Source organism: Paraburkholderia sp. RAU6.4a, assembly GCF_050435625.1.
Classification (GTDB): Bacteria; Pseudomonadota; Gammaproteobacteria; order Burkholderiales; family Burkholderiaceae; genus Paraburkholderia; species Paraburkholderia tuberum.
Genome location: NZ_JBNDKQ010000003.1, coordinates 198,628 through 216,206 on the forward strand (window position 1 = coordinate 198,628; position 17,579 = coordinate 216,206).

The 17,579-nt window shown below is 62.7% G+C and carries 15 protein-coding genes and 2 pseudogenes; 11 read left to right on the plus strand and 6 right to left on the minus strand.

Features of this window, described 5'->3' with window-relative positions; translation table 11 throughout:
- The 5 genes and pseudogenes from OKW40_RS25400 to OKW40_RS25420 all read left to right on the plus strand — a co-directional run bounded on the left by OKW40_RS25400 (position 1) and on the right by OKW40_RS25420 (position 5,429).
- Complete coding sequence (locus OKW40_RS25400) at positions 1-801, plus strand: SDR family NAD(P)-dependent oxidoreductase (RefSeq protein WP_429492281.1); 801 nt, start codon at positions 1-3, stop codon at positions 799-801.
- On the plus strand, positions 798-2,186 hold the full coding sequence (locus tag OKW40_RS25405) for an amidohydrolase family protein (RefSeq protein WP_429492283.1): 1,389 nt from the start codon (positions 798-800) through the stop codon (positions 2,184-2,186). The genes OKW40_RS25400 and OKW40_RS25405 overlap by 4 nt, the downstream gene beginning before the upstream one ends.
- Positions 2,183-2,908, plus strand: coding sequence for a maleate cis-trans isomerase family protein (locus OKW40_RS25410; RefSeq protein WP_184050461.1), 726 nt, complete (start codon positions 2,183-2,185; stop codon positions 2,906-2,908). The genes OKW40_RS25405 and OKW40_RS25410 overlap by 4 nt, the downstream gene beginning before the upstream one ends.
- Position 2,909: 1 nt before the next feature.
- A complete protein-coding gene (hydA, locus tag OKW40_RS25415; RefSeq protein WP_429353537.1) occupies positions 2,910-4,349 on the plus strand; it encodes a dihydropyrimidinase in 1,440 nt (479 codons plus the stop codon).
- A gap of 390 nt (positions 4,350-4,739) precedes the next feature.
- Positions 4,740-5,429: pseudogene (locus tag OKW40_RS25420) on the plus strand (IS6 family transposase).
- A gap of 85 nt (positions 5,430-5,514) precedes the next feature.
- Here OKW40_RS25420 and OKW40_RS25425 read toward each other — a convergent pair.
- Positions 5,515-5,745, minus strand: a pseudogene (locus OKW40_RS25425) (transposase); the annotation flags it as partial.
- Positions 5,746-5,816: 71 nt separating this feature from the next.
- Positions 5,817-6,725, minus strand: a complete 909-nt coding sequence (locus OKW40_RS25430) for a LysR substrate-binding domain-containing protein (protein WP_184068784.1) — start codon at positions 6,723-6,725, stop codon at positions 5,817-5,819.
- A gap of 129 nt (positions 6,726-6,854) precedes the next feature.
- Between OKW40_RS25430 and OKW40_RS25435 the strand changes: the two genes are divergently transcribed.
- The 6 genes from OKW40_RS25435 (at position 6,855) to OKW40_RS25460 (ending at position 14,159) form a co-directional block, all read left to right on the plus strand.
- Complete coding sequence (locus OKW40_RS25435; protein ID WP_184068787.1) at positions 6,855-7,877, plus strand: ABC transporter ATP-binding protein; 1,023 nt, start codon at positions 6,855-6,857, stop codon at positions 7,875-7,877.
- Entirely contained in the window at positions 7,874-9,007 is a 1,134-nt protein-coding gene (locus tag OKW40_RS25440; protein ID WP_429402991.1) for an ABC transporter ATP-binding protein, read from the plus strand. The genes OKW40_RS25435 and OKW40_RS25440 overlap by 4 nt, the downstream gene beginning before the upstream one ends.
- A gap of 102 nt (positions 9,008-9,109) precedes the next feature.
- Positions 9,110-10,612, plus strand: a complete 1,503-nt coding sequence (locus OKW40_RS25445; RefSeq protein WP_184068793.1) for an ABC transporter substrate-binding protein — start codon at positions 9,110-9,112, stop codon at positions 10,610-10,612.
- Between the two features lie 6 nt (positions 10,613-10,618).
- The gene (locus OKW40_RS25450; protein ID WP_184068795.1) at positions 10,619-11,563 is read left to right on the plus strand and encodes an ABC transporter permease; all 945 of its coding nucleotides are present in this window, start codon (positions 10,619-10,621) and stop codon (positions 11,561-11,563) included.
- Positions 11,563-12,459, plus strand: coding sequence for an ABC transporter permease (locus OKW40_RS25455; protein WP_184068798.1), 897 nt, complete (start codon positions 11,563-11,565; stop codon positions 12,457-12,459). The genes OKW40_RS25450 and OKW40_RS25455 overlap by 1 nt, the downstream gene beginning before the upstream one ends.
- Positions 12,460-12,521: 62 nt before the next feature.
- Positions 12,522-14,159, plus strand: coding sequence for a gamma-glutamyltransferase family protein (locus OKW40_RS25460; RefSeq protein ID WP_184068801.1), 1,638 nt, complete (start codon positions 12,522-12,524; stop codon positions 14,157-14,159).
- A gap of 232 nt (positions 14,160-14,391) precedes the next feature.
- On the opposite strand, the gene OKW40_RS25465 is transcribed toward OKW40_RS25460, so the two are convergent.
- Genes OKW40_RS25465 through OKW40_RS25480 form a run of 4 tightly spaced genes read right to left on the minus strand, consistent with a single transcriptional unit; the run spans position 14,392 to position 17,503 of the window.
- Positions 14,392-14,607: a hypothetical protein gene (locus tag OKW40_RS25465; RefSeq protein WP_184068804.1), complete on the minus strand. Its 216-nt coding sequence runs from the start codon at positions 14,605-14,607 to the stop codon at positions 14,392-14,394.
- Positions 14,608-14,629: 22 nt separating this feature from the next.
- Positions 14,630-15,427, minus strand: a complete 798-nt coding sequence (gene eutC, locus OKW40_RS25470) for an ethanolamine ammonia-lyase subunit EutC (protein ID WP_260321468.1) — start codon at positions 15,425-15,427, stop codon at positions 14,630-14,632.
- Entirely contained in the window at positions 15,424-16,818 is a 1,395-nt protein-coding gene (locus tag OKW40_RS25475) for an ethanolamine ammonia-lyase subunit EutB (RefSeq protein ID WP_184068810.1), read from the minus strand. The genes eutC and OKW40_RS25475 overlap by 4 nt, the downstream gene beginning before the upstream one ends.
- A gap of 28 nt (positions 16,819-16,846) precedes the next feature.
- The gene (locus tag OKW40_RS25480; protein ID WP_184068813.1) at positions 16,847-17,503 is read right to left on the minus strand and encodes an HAD family hydrolase; all 657 of its coding nucleotides are present in this window, start codon (positions 17,501-17,503) and stop codon (positions 16,847-16,849) included.
- Positions 17,504-17,579: the final 76 nt, after the last annotated feature.

A 17,579-nucleotide genomic window follows, 5' to 3' on the forward strand; every position in this document is an offset into this window, starting at 1 on the left:
ATGAACGCCAAACCGCATTTGACTGCAAGCCTGAGCATGGAAGGCAAGGTCTGCATCGTGACGGGCGCCGCGTCCGGCATCGGACGCGCCATCGCGCGTCAGCTCGCCGCGAACGGTGCGGTTGTCGTGATTGCGGACATAACGACCGACGTCATCGAAGGCGGTGAGCCGACTGCGACATTGATTGTTCGCGACGGCGGCATAGCACACTTTATTTTTACCGACGTGAGCGACACGGCCCAGGTCGATGCACTCGTTGCGCAGACAGTCGCGCGTTTTGGCCGGCTGGACGTGCTGGTGAACAATGCCTGCATCCGGCATGCGCGCCCCCTGCTCGACATGGAAGAGGCCGACTGGCAGCGCGTGCTCGACGTGAATCTGACTGGCGTCTTTCGCTGCAGCCGCGCCGCCGTGCGGCAGATGACCGGCCAGCCGCCGGTAGATGAAGTGCGCGGTCGCATCGTTAATCTGTCGTCGCAACACGGCATGATCGCGGCGCCGGGGGATCTCGCTTACGGCACCGCGAAAGCCGCGATCGACTACATGACGCGGCAGATCGCAACCGACTACGCGCCCCGCGGCATTGTCTGCAATGCCGTCGCACCCGGCAAGATTCAAACCGGTGCTAGCGGCCGCGCAATGGATCCCGTGGTGCTCGATCGCGCGACCCGGCGAACGCCGTGGCCGCGCCTCGGTCACCCGGACGACATTGCGCGCGCCGTTCTTTTCCTGGCAAGCGATCTCTCCACGTTCACGACCGGCACCACGCTGATGGTCGACGGTGGCTGGATGGCCGCATGAGCGCACACGACGATCTGCACGCTCCACTCGATCTGCTGATCACCGATGCCACGCTGCTGCTCGCAAATGGCCAGGCGCAGCGGGCGTCGCTCGGTATTCGAGGCGCACAGATCGCGTATATCGGAAGAGCGGCCGACGCGGCGCCGCCCGCCGCTCGGCGCGTAGTGCCGCTTCCGGGACGCGTCATCACGCCCGGATTCATCAATACGCACTACCATGCGGGGCTGAACTTCGTGCGCGGCGTCGCGGCGGACTGCGGGTTTGCGCCGTCGTACACGCCCGGCTTACCGCAGGCGTCCTGGCTCACGCCCGACGAAGCGTGCGTGCTGTCGCGGTTCGGCGCGCTCGAAGCGTTGCAAGCGGGATGTACAACGCTCGTCGATAGTTTCGTGCATGCCGAGGCCACGGTCGAAGGCATCGCCCAGACAGGCGTGCGCGTCTTCGCGAGCCAGCGTCTGGCCGACGTCGATTTCACGTCGTTATTGGCGGGCGAGCGGCGGTTTGAACGCGCCCGTGGCGAGCGTCAGCTCGAACGCGCCGAAGCGTTCGTTGCACGATGGGCGGGCTGCGCCAACGGACGAATCCAGACCCACCTGACTGCTCACGCGCCCGATACCTGTTCGATCGACATGCTGAAGGATGTCGATGCGCTAGCCCGCCGCCTGAATCTGCAGGTCAGCACGCACCTCGCGCAAAGCGCAGAAGAAGTGGCGTGGGTTCGAGCGCAGTATGACCGCTCGCCGGTCGAACTGCTCGATGAACTCGGACTGCTCAATGAGCGCCTGCTGGCCGCCCACTGCATACACGTCAATGACACGGACATCGCACTGCTTGGCAAGAGCGGCGCACACATCGTCCATATTCCATTGGGCAACGCGATATCTGGACGCCTTGCGCCGACGCGCCGCCTGATGGAAGCAGGCGCGTCCCTGTGCCTCGCCACCGACACCATGCATGGCGACATGATCGAAGCCATGCGCTGGGCGCTCGCCATGGGCCGCCTTCAGGGAGGCGGCGTGGACAGTGACTGGCAACCTCACGATGTCTTCTCGATCGCTACGCGTCACGGTGCGTTGGCGCTCGGCTGGGGCGATCGCCTCGGCGAGATCGCGCTCGGCCGTCTCGCTGATCTGGTCATTCTCGATTTTCGCCGCTCACATCTCACCCCGTGCGTCGATGCGCTCGGCAATCTCGTTCACAACGCGAGCGGTGCCGACGTCGAAAGCGTCATCGTCAATGGCGAGTTCGCCGTCAGCGACGGGCACGCTCTGTTTGTCGATGAAGACGCCGTTCGCGCGGAAGCCCAAGGCGTCTGCGAGGCCGTCTGGCGACGCTGCGACACCCCACGGCGTCCCTATCCACCTGCTTCAGGTATCCACTCATGAGTCAACGCATCCGGCTGGGTATTCTCACGCCCTCTTCCAATACTTCGCTTGAACCGCTTACGCAGGCAGTTGTGGCCGCCCTTCCCGGCGTCAGCGTTCATTTCGCCCGCTTTCCGGTTACGCAGATCGCACTTAGCCCCGACGCGCTCGCCCAGTTCCAGCGCGACCATATCCTCGATGCCGCACGGCTGCTCGCCGACGCGCATGTCGACATGATCGGCTGGAGCGGCACGTCTGCAGGCTGGCTTGGCTTCGACCAGGACGAAGCACTGTGCGAGGCAATCACCGAGGCCACCGGCGTGCCGGCGAGCACCTCGGTCCTCGCGCTAAACCGCGCGCTCGGTGCCCTCAAGATCCGCCGGCTCGGGCTCGTGTCGCCGTACCTCGCCGACGTTCAGCAGAAGATCATCGCGAACTACGCGGCACGCGGCATCGATGCGTCGTGCGAAAGCCATCTCGGCATTCAGGACAATTTCGCCTTCGCTCTGGTGGACGAACCGACGTTGGACCGCCAGGTGGCCGACGTGGTCGCTGCCGGCGCAGAAGCCGTAACGACTTTCTGTACCAATCTGTATGCCGCGCACCGTGTCGTTCATTGGGAACAGCAGCACGGCGTGCCGGTGCTCGACACTGTGACGACCGTCGTTTGGGACATGCTTCGCCGCCTTAACGTGGACACTCGCCGCATCGACGGCTGGGGCCGACTTTTTCGGGAAATCTGATATGCCTGCCTTCGATACTGTCATTCGCAACGCACGTGTGGTCACGGCCGCGGACATCTTCAGCAGCGACATTGGCATCCGCGATGGCCGGATCGTCGCCCTCGGACTCAGCCTGGACAGCGGCGAGCGTGAAATCGACGCCGCCGGCCGTCACGTGACACCGGGCGGCGTCGATAGCCACGTGCACTTCGACCAGCCAACCGGGGACGGCTCCATCATGGCCGATGACTTCCTGTCCGGCACGACATCCGCAGCGTGCGGGGGCACGACCACGGTGATTCCGTTTGCCTGTCAGCAGAAGGGACACACGTTGCGCGAAGCGATCGACGATTACCACCACTGCGCCGGCGCGAAAGCCGTGATCGATTACTCCTTCCACATGATCATTACGGACCCGACGCCTCACATCCTCAAGGAGGAACTGCCCGCGCTGATCGCCGAAGGCTATACCTCCTTCAAGATCTACATGACGTACGACGCGCTCAAGCTGAGCGACCGGCAAATGCTCGATACGCTGTCGGTGGCGCGCAATGAGGGTGCGATGGTGATGATCCACGCGGAAAACGCCGACTGCATTGCCTGGCTGACGGAGCGCCTGCTCGAAGCGGGTCATACCGCGCCACGCTATCACGCGACGTCGCGACCGATGCTCGTCGAGCGCGAAGCCACCCATCGCGCAATCGCCTTCGCCGAACTGGTCGACGTGCCGATTTTGATCGTGCACGTGTCGGGCCGGGAGGCCGTCGAGCAGATTCGCTGGGCTCAAAGCCACGGTCTGAAGGTCTACGGCGAAACGTGTCCGCAATATCTATTTCTCACCGCCGACTCGCTTGGCTGCGACGACAGTTTCGAAGGCGCCAAGTGCATCTGCAGTCCGCCACCGCGTGACAAGGCGAACCAGCAGGTGATTTGGGACGGCCTCGAAAACGGTTCGTTTGAAGTCTTCTCGTCCGACCACGCGCCGTTTCGCTACGACGGCCCAGATGGCAAGAAAGCGCACGGCGAGAACGTTTCGTTCGATCAAGTCGCCAACGGTATTCCCGGTGTCGAGACGCGCATGGCTTTGCTGTGGTCCGAAGGCGTGCGTCAAGGCCGCATCACGCCGCAAAGCTTTGTCGCGCTGACGTCGACGAATGCAGCAAAACTGTATGGGCTGTATCCGCGCAAGGGGAGTATCGCGATCGGCGCCGACGCCGACCTCGTCATCTGGGACGAAGGGCTTGAATTCGAGATCAAGAATGAAAACCTTCATCATAACGTCGATTACACCCCATACGAAGGCATCCAACTGAGCGCGTGGCCCGCCCTCACGATGGCGCGCGGAGAGGTAGTATGGGACGGGCAGAAGCCTTGCGGGGAATCGGGACGAGGCCAGTTCCTGCCTTGCGCGCGACCCGATCCGGCGAAGCCCCGGCGGCGCAAGACGCTGTTGCCGCTTTGATTATCCGCCTCGAAGTCCGGGGGCTCGCGCGGCCCTGCCTCGCGTGTCTAGCACTTCAAGCCATGCGCTCTCAATTGTCCACATCGCGCATTTTCGCGCCAGCGCGGGCGATAGGCGCGTGCAGTTGTCGCCGGTCAGGCCAGTGTCTCCGTCCCTGAGAAGGGACGGATTGAACCGCTGACGAGCCGCCGCCTGCACGTATGGGTTGTTGCATTAAAAGGCCAGACTTAGAACCCTTAACAAAATGAACGAAGGGGCTGTTAAGGAAGGTCTGCATAACCCCTCTTTCGGAGCGCTGACGTTTTAGTGTCAGCACGAAGAATACGGGCTTTGTCGCATTAACGCGGGGGAGGTAAGCTTCGAGGCTGATGAAAACGCTTCGTTCGCACAATGAAGAAGACACTGACACCACGAACTATGCTTGCTCCGGCCGTCGCCAAGGTTCTGAAGCGGCTGCACTATCCCTTTGAAGTGATGCTGTTGTGCGTGCGGTGGTACGTGGCCTACTCGCTGAGTCTTCGGAACCCTGCGGAAAATGCTGGCTGAGCGCGACATTGAGGTCGACCATTCGACGGTACATCGCTGGGTCATCAAGCTGGTGCCGCTGTTTGAAAGACGTTTCGCAAGTACAAGCGTCCGGTCGGCAAGAGCTGGCGGGTTGATGAAACCTATATCAAGGTCAAGGGCTCGTGGAAATATCTTTACCGCGCAGTGGATAAGGCGGGCAATACCATTGACTTTCTGTTCAGAGCAAGGCGGGATAAGCCTGCTGCGCGGCGTTTCTTCAAAAAGGCAATCGGTCAGAACGGTTCGCACGAGACGGTGACCATCGACAAAAGCGGCCCCGCGCTTAACGCGGTGAATGCCGAGCGCGAGATGCCCGTCAAGGTTCTTCAGATCAAGTATTTGAACAACATCGTGGAGCAGTACCATCGGGCCATCAAACGCCGAACCCGACCGATGCTCGGATTCAAGGATCTCAACTGTGCGCGTGTCATTCTGAGTAGCGTCGAATTAATGCACATGATCAAGAAAGGACAGCTGCAATGTTCTGGCAACAGCCCGCTGTCTGCCGCCTAGCAATTTTACTCGTTGGTTTCATAAGCTATCAGAACAGCCCGTTGGCAGGATTCATATGCGGCAACACCCAGCGTCTTACTCGCTAAAGCAGAGCAGTATTTGACCACTCTGATTTCAAAACGAAGTGATGCAACGACTGGTGCCGCGCGCTGACACTTTCAGGTTCGAGGTGGGCGGCCAGCGGCTCCACGCTTTTACGCCGCGACGGCAACATCAAGCCTTGGCAGTATCCCACCAGCCCAGCGTTGCGATCGCTGTGCCCGAGTGCCTCGCAAAGATGCTCCAGGTACTCATCGAACGACAATTTCCCGACCATCGCTTCCTCATGCCACGTCTGAAGGAGTTTCTGCAATGGCATGAATTTATCGACAGAGTAAAGTTAGTCCTTCACGGATCCGCAAGCGGCCTGGATATCGAAGGGTCAAGCGCCCAGTCGCTGTGCAGCGCATCGATAATCGCCCGCGTGATGCCGGGCCGGTCATATGACGCGCGCTGGATCATGCCGACCGTGCGCAACACCGGCGGATCCGAAATCGACAGCACGCGTAGTAACGGATCGTTTTGCCAGTTGCCGCGATGCAGAAGCGGCAGCACCGTGACGCCGACATTTTCGCGCACCAGCGCGACGATCGTCTCGATCGAGTTGAGTTCGAGGAATTCGTTGACCGTCACGCCGGCTGTCTGCAGTGCATGCTCGACGACGCGCCCGGTGCGCACCCGCCGGTCGAAGCGCAGAAAGGGGTGGCTGCGCAGGACCCTCTGCGGATCGTTGTCGCCGATTTCGCGGCTAACCACCAGCATCAGCGGCTCCGTGTATAGCGTCGTCCACTTCAGCGTGTCGGATAGCGTCGTGTCGGCATGCGCGACGATCGCCGCGATATCGACCTCACCCGCCTCCACCATCCGCGCCAGTTCGTCGGAGCGTGACGACAGCAGCCGCACGTCCAGTTGCGGATGCGCGGCCTTCAAATGCGCGACGACCAGCGACAGCGCGCCGATCACCGACACCATCGCGCCGATGGTCACCGGCCCGACCATCGAACCCGCCGGCGTCGCCTCGAGTTCGGCCAGCAGGTCGAAAATCTGCTCGACTTTCGGCCAGATCTCTTGTCCGTGGCGGCTCAGCGCAATCTGCCGACCGCTGCGGTCGAACAGTTGCCGGCCCAGCGCCTGTTCGAGCCCGCGCATCTGCAAGCTGACCGCCGCTTGGGTCAGCGCGACGCTCCCGGCCGCTGCCGCGAATGATCCGGTCCGCGCGACGGCTCGAAAGGTTCTTAACATGCGGAGGGTCGGCATCGCTCATGCTCAAGGAAAAGTTAAGTATCGGTAAGAAATATTAATATTTTCCATCGTGAAGCGCACCACATACTTTCCGCCAGCACAGCCTTTGAACAGGACTAGCAGCACGATATGGAGTTTCCCAGCATGACCGATGCCGCCCGCCGACCGGTTCTGGAGGTCCGCGGCTTTTCGTTGAAGTTCTCGCGCGCCGCCGAGGTGCCGAACCTCGTCCACGACGTGTCGTTCTCAGTCGGCACTGGCGAGACGCTATGCATCGTTGGTGAATCGGGCTGCGGCAAGAGCGTGACATCGCTCGCACTGATGGGGCTGCTCGCGAGTCCGCCTGCGCAACGCGTCGCCGGCACCGCGCACTTCGAAGGCAAGGACCTGTTCTCACTGTCGGAGCGCGAACTGGCCGACATTCGTGGCAACCGGCTGTCGATGATCTTTCAGGAGCCGATGACGTCGCTGAACCCGGCGTTCACGGTCGGCGAGCAGATCGGCGAAAGCATCCGGCGGCATCGCGATATCGGGCGCGGGCAGGCGCGCGAGCAGGCGCTCGAGATGCTGCGGCTAGTGCGGATCCCGGCGCCGGAAACCCGGCTCGATGCGTACCCGCATCAGCTTTCCGGCGGCATGCGCCAACGCGTGATGATCGCGATGGCGCTCGCGAACCGCCCGCGCCTGTTGATCGCCGACGAGCCGACGACCGCGCTCGACGTGACGATCCAGGCGCAGGTGCTGGCGCTCGTGAAACATCTGCAAGCCGAGACCGGCACTGCGATGGTGTTGATCACGCACGACCTCGGCGTCGTCGCGGAAGTCGCCGACCACGTGGCGGTGATGTACGCGGGACGCATCGTCGAATACGGTACCGTCGCCGATCTGTTCGACGACCCGCAGCATCCTTACACGATCGGCCTGATGGGCGCAATTCCGTCGGTCGGCAAGCGCGAAGGCGCGCTCGCGACGATCCGCGGTTCAGTGCCGTCGCCCGAGTTGATGCCGCACGGCTGCCGCTTCGCGCCGCGCTGCCCGTTCGCCGAGCAACGCTGTATTGACGCCGCGCCGCCCGACAGGGTGATCGCCGGCGTGCATCGCGTCGCGTGCTGGCTCGCTCCGGTCGAACAGATCGCCGCGCCGCTATTGCGCAAGGAAATTGCATGACGACGCCCACTAAACCGACGCCGCACGCACACCCGGCCTCGAATTCGCCGACGCCGATCATCGAGGCGCGCTCACTGACAAAGCATTTTGGCGGTACGCGGCAGCTCTTCACGCGCACGCCAACCGTCTATGCACTCAACGACGTGTCGTTCGCGGTCCACCCCGGCGAGACGTTCGCGATCGTCGGCGAATCTGGCTGTGGCAAGTCCACGCTGGGCCGCTTGCTGCTCCGTTTGATCAACTCGACAGACGGCCGCGTCTTCTATCAAGGCAAGGACATCACGCATCAGCAAGGCGCGCCGCTGCGGCGGCTGCGCCGCGAAATGCAGATCATCTTTCAGGATCCGTTCGCGTCGCTGAATCCGGGCATGACCATCGGCCAGATCGTCGGCGAGCCGATCGCATTGCACGGGCTCGCGCGCAACAACGCCGAGCACCGCGAGCGCGTCGCCCAACTGCTGCGCACGGTCGGCCTGCAACCGGCCTACGCGGACCGTTACCCGCACGAATTCTCCGGCGGCCAGCGACAACGGATCGGCATCGCGCGCGCATTGGCCGGTGAGCCGAAGCTGATCGTCGGCGACGAGCCGGTGTCGGCGCTCGACGTCTCGGTGCAGGCGCAGGTGATCAATCTTCTCGAGACACTGAAACAGGACCTCGGCCTCACGCTGATCATGGTTGCGCATGACCTCGCGGTGATCCGCCATATGAGCGACCGCGTCGCCGTGATGTATCTCGGCGAGATCGTCGAACTGGCCGATGTCGATGCACTGTTCGACGCGCCGCTGCATCCGTACACGCAAGCACTGCTGCGCGCGATTCCGGCGAGTAGCCCGCACGAGCGGCGTGCGAAGCCTTCGTTGTCCGGCGATCTGCCGAGTCCGACCGCGCCGCCTTCCGGTTGCCGTTTCCATACGCGCTGTCCGCATGCGAAGCCGTACTGCGCGCAAGCGCGGCCAACCAGCGAACGACTCGAGGACGGACGGCAGGTCGCGTGCCACTTCTGGCGCGAGATCCAGAACGCCGGCGGCGGCGCGCCGCTGGCCACGAGCGTCAGCCCGAAATTGATCGAACGGCTCGCGATCTACCGCAACCGCCAAACGACGCTGGCCGCGGCCGGTGGCGACTGAGCCGGTGGTCGAGATGAAATTCCAGTGAAGAATCGAGCCGCGCGCCGCGCCGCTGCCCCTTCACCAAACCATTTTATGAATTGGAAACAAAGGGAACTCCTCATGCGAAGAATGTTGATTGCCGCAGCGCTCGCACTCAGCGCCAGCGCCGCGATGGCCCAGACCGGTCAGACGATACGGATCGGCTTGCAGGACGACATCGGTTCGCTCGACCCCGCCCGCAGCGTGCAGCTCGTCGACCGGATCGTGTTTGCGTCGATGTGCAACGCGCTGGTTGATATCACGCCCGATCTGAAGATCGTCCCGATGCTGGCAACGTCGTGGACGACGAGCGCCGACGGCAAGACGCTGACGTTCAAGCTGCGTCAAGGGGTGAAGTTCCAGGACGACGAGCCGTTCAATGCGGCCGCGGTCAAGGCAAACCTCGACCGCGACCGCACGCTGCAGACGAGCAACCGCAAGAGCGAACTCGCGTCGGTCGATCACGTCGACGTGATCGACGACTACACGGTTGCAATCGTGTTGAAGCAGCCGGACGCCGCGCTGCTCGCGACGCTGACCGACCGCGCCGGCATGATGCTCGCGCCGAAGACGTTCGCCGATCCGGCCGGCGTTGCCGCGCATCCGGTGTGTTCGGGTCCGTACAAGTTCGTTCAGCGCGTGCAGAACGATCGCGTCGTGCTCGAGAAATTCCCTGGCTACTGGGACGCCGACAAATACCCGATCCAGCGCGTGATCTTCTTGCCGATTCCGGACAGCACCGTGCGCCTCGCCAATCTGCGTTCGGGTTCGCTCGACATGCTCGAGCGCCTCGCGCCGTCCGATGTGGCGTCGGTCAAGAGCGACACCAACTTCAAGTTCGCGCCGGTCAGCGGCTTCGGCTACTACTACGTTACGTTCAACATCGGTAACGGCAAGCGCAGCAACGCGGTGCTGAGAGACAAGCGCGTGCGGCAGGCATTCGAACTCGCGATCGACCGCGACGCGATCAACCAGGTGATCGGCGCGGGTATCTTCGCGCCGGCGAATCAGGCGGTGCCGAAGTCGAGCCCGTACTACAACGCGTCGCTCCCAATGCAGCATCGCGACATCGCGAAGGCGAAGGCGCTGCTGAAGGCGGCGGGCCACGAGCACGTCGACATCGAGTTCACTTACCCGAACAACACGGTGTCGAGCCAGATCGTGCAGATGATGCAGGCGATGGTCAGCGAAGCCGGCTTCAACCTGAAGCTGCGGCCGACCGACTATGCGACCGAACTCAATGCCGCGCACACCGGCGACTTCGAGGCGATGTATCTCGGCTGGTCGGGCCGTGTCGATCCGGACGGCAACCTGCATCAGTTCAACACGTGCGCCGGCAACCTCAATTACGCGCGTTACTGCAACCCCGGAGTCGACCAGTTGCTCGACGCCGCGCGCGTGAAACTGACCACCGCGGACCGCAAAACAGAGTACGACGCGGCGTCGAAGCTGCTCGCCGACGATGATCCGATCATCTATGTCTATAACCAGCCGTGGCCGTTCGAGCTGTCGAAGAAGGTGCAAGGCTTCACGCCCTATCCCGACGGCCTGATCCGCCTGCGCGGCGTCAGTATCAAGGGCTGACCGATCATGCTGCCGATCATTGCAAATCGCGTGCTGGTCGCCATTCCGACGCTGATTCTCGTGTCGATGCTGATCTTTGGCCTGCAAAAGCTGCTGCCTGGCGATCCGGTGACGGCCATGGCCGGCGAAGATCAGGATCCGCAGTTGATCGCGTCGCTGCGCGTCAAGTACCACCTCGACGAGCCGGTGCCGACGCAGTACGCGCTGTGGGTCCGTGACGTCGTGCATGGCGATCTCGGCGCGTCGCTGCGCACCGACGTGCCGGTGACGTCGCTGATCGCGCAGAAGCTGCCGGTCACACTACAGCTCGCGGCGATGGCGATGACCTTCGCGATCGGTATCGGTATTCCGGCGGGCGTCATCTCCGCCGCAAGCCGCGGCGGCGCGCTCGATTACGGCGCGAATATCTTCGCGCTATCCGGCATGTCGATTCCGAACTTCTGGCTCGGCATCATGCTGATCTTCATTGTGTCGGTGCGCTGGCATCTGTTGCCGTCGTCCGGCTACGTGTCGCCGACCGAAAACTTCTGGCTCAGCATCAAGACCATGCTGATGCCCGCTTTCGTGCTCGGCGCCTCGCTCGGCGCGCAATTGATGCGCCACACGCGCAGCGCGATGCTGAGCGTGCTGCGCACCGACTATATCCGGACCGCGCGTGCCAAAGGGCTGCTGCGCGGCACCGTCGTCATCAAGCACGCTTTTCGCAACGCGCTGGTTCCGATCGTCACCGTGCTCGCGCTGCTGTTCGGCGAACTGCTTGCGGGTGCGGTGCTGACCGAGCAGGTTTTCACGATCCCCGGCTTCGGCAAGCTCATCGTGGATGCCGTGTTCAATCGCGACTACGCGGTCGTGCAGGGTGTGGTGCTCGTCACCGCGCTGTGCTTCATCGTCGTGAACCTGTGCGCCGACGTGTTGTACGTCCTTCTCAATCCCCGACTGAGACGCAGCTGATGGCTACTCCCGCCACCCCCGTTCACGCATCGGCCGCTGCGTCGCAGACGACGGTACTGCCGCGCCGCAAGCGCCGCGGACTCGTGAAATTCATGCGCAATCGCGCCGCCGTGTTTGGCGCGGCGCTCGTGCTGCTCATCGTCTTCATGGCGGTATTCGCGCCGTGGCTGTCACACTACGACCCGGTGCAGGCCAGCTTCATGACCGTGCGGCAGGCGCCTTCGGCCGCGCACTGGTTCGGCACTGACGAACTCGGCCGCGACGTGCTGAGCCGTCTGCTATGGGGCGCGCGCGCGTCGCTGCTGGCGGGCGTCGTGTCGGTCTGCATCGCGGTCGTGATCGGCGTGCCGCTCGGCTTGCTGGCGGGCTATTTCGGCAAGCTCGTCGACGGCGTGATCTCGCGAATCGCCGATGCGTTGCTGTCGATTCCGTTCCTGATCCTCGCCATCGCGTTCGCCGCGTTCCTCGGACCGAGCCTGACCAACGCGATGGCCGCGATCGGCATCTCCGCGATGCCGCGCTTCGTCCGGCTGACGCGCGGCCAGGCGATCACCGTGAAGGCCGAGGAATACGTCGAAGGCGCGCGGGCAATCGGCCTTGGCCACGCACGGATCATCGTGCGGTACATCCTGCCGAACGTGCTGCCGCCGATCATCGTGCAGACCAGCCTGACGATCGCGACCGCGATCATCGCCGAAGCGAGCCTGTCGTTCCTCGGGCTCGGCCAGCTGCCGCCCGCGCCGTCGTGGGGTTCGATGCTCAACACCGCGAAGGATTTTGTCAGCCAGGCGCCGTGGATGTCGATTTTCCCGGGCATCGCGATCTTCCTGGCCGTGCTCGGTTTCAACCTGCTTGGCGACGGTCTGCGTGATGCGCTCGATCCGCGCGAGTCGTAACCGGATTCCATCACCGCTTCAATCGGCCGACTACCCTCCCATCACTTTCGTTTGAGTTTTCAATGACACGTTTCAATTGGCAAAACCCGTATCCAACGCCCCGCTTGCCCGTGTTCGCGCGCAACATCGTTTCGACGTCCCATCCGCTTGCCGCACAAGCCGGCCTGCGCATGTTGTGGAAAGGCGGAAATGCCATCGATGCGGCGATTGCCGCGGCCGCGGCAATCACGGTCGTCGAGCCAGTCTCTAACGGCCTCGGCAGCGACGCGTTTGCGCTCGTCTGGGACGGCAAAAAGCTGCATGGCCTGAATGCTTCCGGCGTATCGCCGGCGGCATGGAACGTCGATTACTTCAAGCGTAAGTACGGTGAGGAAAACGGTCTCGCGAAGCACCCCAAGCGCGGCTGGGATGCAGTGACGGTGCCGGGCGTGATCGCCGGCTGGGAGGCGTTGCATCAGAAGTTCGGCTCGCTGCCGTTCGCCGATCTGATGGAGCCGGCCATCGAGATCGCCGAGCGGGGCCATGCGGTGGCGAGCATCGTTGCGTACAAGTGGGCGGCGGCCGTGCCCGAACTGAGGAACCAGCCCGGTTTCGCCGACACGTTTATGCCGCACGGCCGGGCGCCGGAAGTCAGTGAACTCGTGCGCTTTCCCGGTCACGCGAAGACGCTGCGCAAGCTCGCTGAACAAGGCCCGCGTGCGTACTACGAAGGCGAGATCGCAGAAGAGCTCGCCGCGTTCTCGCGCCAGGGCGGCGGCGCGCTCACGATGGACGACCTGCGCAACTACCGCGTCGACTGGGTCGAACCGATCAGCAAGGACTATCGCGGCCACACGGTGCACGAAATTCCGCCGAACGGTCAGGGCATTGCCGCGTTGATCGCGCTCGGCATTCTCGAACAGTTCGACGTGGGCTCGCTGCCGGTTGACGGCATCGACTCGCAGCACCTGCAGATCGAAGCCATGAAGCTCGCGTTCGCCGACGTCTACCAGTACGTCGCCGATCCGCGTTCGATGGAGGTCACGCCCGAACAGATGCTCGACGACGCGTACCTGAAGTCGCGCGCGAAGCTGATCGACCCGAAGCGTGCCACGCAATTCGACTTCGGCATGCCGAAGGCGGGCGGCACGATCTACATGTCGGTGGCCGACGAGCGCGGCATGATGGTCAGCTTCATCCAGTCGAACTACATGGGTTTCGGCTCGGGCATCGTGGTGCCGGATTCCGGCATTTCGCTACAGAACCGCGGCTACGGGTTCTCAATGGATCCGAAGTCGGCGAACGTGGTCGAGGGCGGCAAGCGCCCGTTCCACACGATCATCCCTGCTTTCCTGACCCAGCAGGCGGACGGCAGGCAGGAAGCGGTGATGAGCTTCGGCGTGATGGGCGGTGACATGCAGCCGCAGGGGCATTTGCAATCGATCGTGCGCATGCTCGACTACGGCCAGCAACCGCAGGCCGCCTGCGACGCGCCGCGCTGGAAGGTCAATCGCGACTTCTCGGTCGACGTCGAGGCGACGCTCGATGAGGACACGGTGCGCGCGCTCGAGGGTCTCGGCCATACGATCAAGTCGGTCGAGGATCCGTATATGGACTTCGGCTCCGGGCAGTACATCTGCAAGCTCGATCGCAACGACCCCGAGCGCGGTTATGTCGCCGCGAGCGACAGCCGGCGCGACGGACTGGCTGCCGGGTTCTGATTCGGCAGCCGTGCTGTTCAGAGTGCATGGGCCTCGCAGGTGGCGACCCGCCGCTTGCGAGGCTCGGCCGCCATTCATGCGCTTGGTGAAGCGCTTCACGGCACGTGAGTCTATCTGTCCCTAAGCAACTTCCTTGGAAGGCGGACCGTGCGATTGATCGGCTACCGTGTCTGTCAATCCGTCCGGCCTGTCGATCGCGGACCTCGACTTTCATACTCAGGCCGGTTCGGCATTAGTGGTTCAGACAGAAGCACGCGCTCACAGCTTCAGCAGGCGACAGGCCGGCGCGGAAAAAAGACTGCAATCGCCGGACGAACGCGTCGTCAGGTTCCCAAGGCACGCGAATGAATCCCTCTCCGAAGGCTTCTTCGTACACGGCGTTTGTCCATGCGCGCAGGTCGAGTTCGAACGAAAGAGGCAGTGCTGTCTGATTGGACTGGATGACCATGACAACCTCCACAACATCGAAGTTAGTTGGCGTCCGGTGCTGCGATCGCCGTAGACGCGTCTTTGGCCGCCTTTTCCAGCAATGCATCGCTCTCGTCTTTAAGTCCCACGCCAGTGAGGCCCAAGCGGCGCGCATGCGTCAGCAGATAGTGCAGCTTGTGCGCGGCTGCGCCGTGACTCAATCCTTCGGGGCGCACGTTCGAAATGCAATTGCGTTGCGCATCGGCGCACCCTACTTTAGGCGCGTACGTCAGGTAGATGCCGAGGCTATCCGGCGAGCTCAGCCCGGGACGTTCGCCGATCAGCATCACGACGAGCCTGGTCCGCAGAATTTCGCCGATCTCATCGCCAAGCGCTACCCGTGCTTGCCGAGCGACCACCACCGGACCGATTCTCCAATCCGCAAGGCGTGAAGAGACGGCCCTCAAAAGCGGAATGGATTGCTTTGCAGCAGCACAGGCCGACAGCCCATCGGCAATCACGAACACCACTTCCGGCGCTTCGATGGAGGCTTGCGCAAGCGCCTCGCGGCTCTCCTCCGACAGGCGTCTCCCCAGATCCGGACGCCGCAAGTAATGCTGACGGTCCGGCGCAGCACTATGCACATCGAGCGTGGTGAAGCCGTTCGCGCGCAACTGCTCATGCAGCGAATCAGCGTCGAGCGGATGATGCACCGCATCGCGTGCCTGCGCGTGCGATAGATTGAACGCGAGCAGCGGCCCAGTCGGCAGGCTGTTGCCGGCACGACCCAATGCGATACGCGCATTGGTGAACTGACGCAATGCGCTCCAGGGGTTCTTTTCGAGGAAGTCGTTGCTCATGCGATCCCCATCCATTCGCGCGCACCTTCCAGCAATGGTTGCCGTATCGCGCCATTGAGCAACACGCCGAGCGCGTCGGCGACCTGCATCGACTCCAGCCACTCTTCGAATTCCGGCGCACGCCTTAGGCCCAATACGTCGCGCACATAAAGCGCATCGTGGAATGAGGTGCTCTGGTAGTTCAGCATCACATCGTCCGCGCCGGGGACGCCCATGATGAAGTTGATTCCCGCGACGCCGAGCAGCGTCAACAGGTTGTCCATATCGTCCTGATCGGCTTCCGCGTGGTTCGTGTAGCAAATGTCGCAACCCATCGGCACGCCGAGCAGCTTGCCGCAGAAGTGATCTTCGAGACCCGCGCGCGTGATCTGCTTGCCGTCATAGAGGTATTCCGGGCCGATGAAACCGACCACCGTATTGACGAGAAACGGATTGAACTTTCGTGCCACCGCATAGGCGCGCACTTCGCAGGTCTGCTGGTCGACGCCATGATGCGCATTCGCCGACAACGCGCTGCCCTGCCCCGTCTCGAAATACATCACGTTGTTGCCGACTGTGCCGCGATTGAGCGAGAGCGCCGCTTCATAGGCTTCCTGCAGCAACGCAAGCGAAATGCCGAAGCCGGCATTCGCTTTTTCCGTACCGGCAATCGACTGAAACACCAGATCGACCGGCGCGCCCTTGCCGATTGCGGCAATCGTGTTGGTGACGTGCGTCAGTACGCATGATTGCGTCGGCACCTGATAGCGTTGCCGGAAATCGTCGACCATCAGCAGCAGCGTGGTGATCGCGGCCAGGCTGTCGGTAGCCGGATTGATGCCGATCATCGCGTCACCGCAGCCGTACATCAGGCCGTCGAGCATCGAGGCGGCGATGCCCTTGACATCGTCGGTCGGATGATTCGGTTGCAAGCGCACTGACATGTGGCCAGACAATCCCACGGTGTTGCGAAAGCGTGTGATCACCGGACGCTTTCGCGCCGCCGCGATCAGGTCCTGGTTACGCATCAGCTTCGACACCGCGGCGACCATCTCCGGTGTGAGGCCGGCGGAGATACGCGTGAGTGCATCGGCATCCGTCTCGCTGCTGAGTAGCCAGTTGCGGAAATCGCCGACCGTCAGATGGGATATCTCGGCGAAAGCTTCGGGCGAGTGATCGTCTATGACAAGGCGCGTGACTTCATCGCTTTCGTACGGAATCAATGCCTCGTTGAGGAAGGTGCGCAACGGCACCTGCGCGAGTGCCATCTTGGCTGCGACGCGTTCTTCCTCACTGGCCGCCGCGGTGCCGGCGAGCTGATCGCCCGAGCGCAGCGGGCTCGCCTTCGCCAGCAACGTTTTGAGATCGTCGAACCGGTAGGTGCGTGTGCCGATCGCTTCGGTATAGCTCATCTCGCGTTGCTCCAGAGTGCCGCGCACGTTAGTGCCATGTCAACACAGGCCACCCACACTCCTTCGCGTGCGCTGCCAGCACCCGGTCCGGATTGACCACGTGCGGCCTGTCGACCTCGCACAGCAGAGGTAAATCGTTTCGCGAGTCGGAATAGAAGCTGGCACCGGCCAGGCTTTCGTCGTGCGCCTTTAGCCATGCGCGCAGCCGAACTACCTTGCCTTCCCGATACGTCAGTACGCCGGAGGTGCGTCCCGTATAGACACCGTCCTCCGTCTGGATATCAATCGCCAGAACATGATTGATACTGACTCGCGCCGCAATTGGCTCGACCAGATGCGCGCTCGACGCCGAGATCACCAGCAGGGTGTCGCCACGCTGGCGATGGGCGTCGATCACATTCCGCGCGTCGGCCCGAATCCTCGGCTCGATCACCTGTTCAACAAACGCATCGATCTGATGGCGCACATCAACGACGCGGCGACGGGCGAGCGGTGCGAGTGTTGCTTTCATGTAATCGTCCATCGTAAGCAACCCTTCGCCGTAGGCACGCATCATCTCGTCGTTTTGCCGTACAAATGCATCGGCGTCGCCGACCCATCCCAGGCGTGCCATCTCGCTGCTCCACAAATTCGCGCAATCTCCATTGATAATCGTGTCGTCAAGATCGAAAATCGCTAAAGTCATCCGGCCTCCGTTGAGTCAAATTCTCGATGCCGCGGCAGCATCAAAATGCGAGATCCATGCCGGCCGCCGCGGCCGC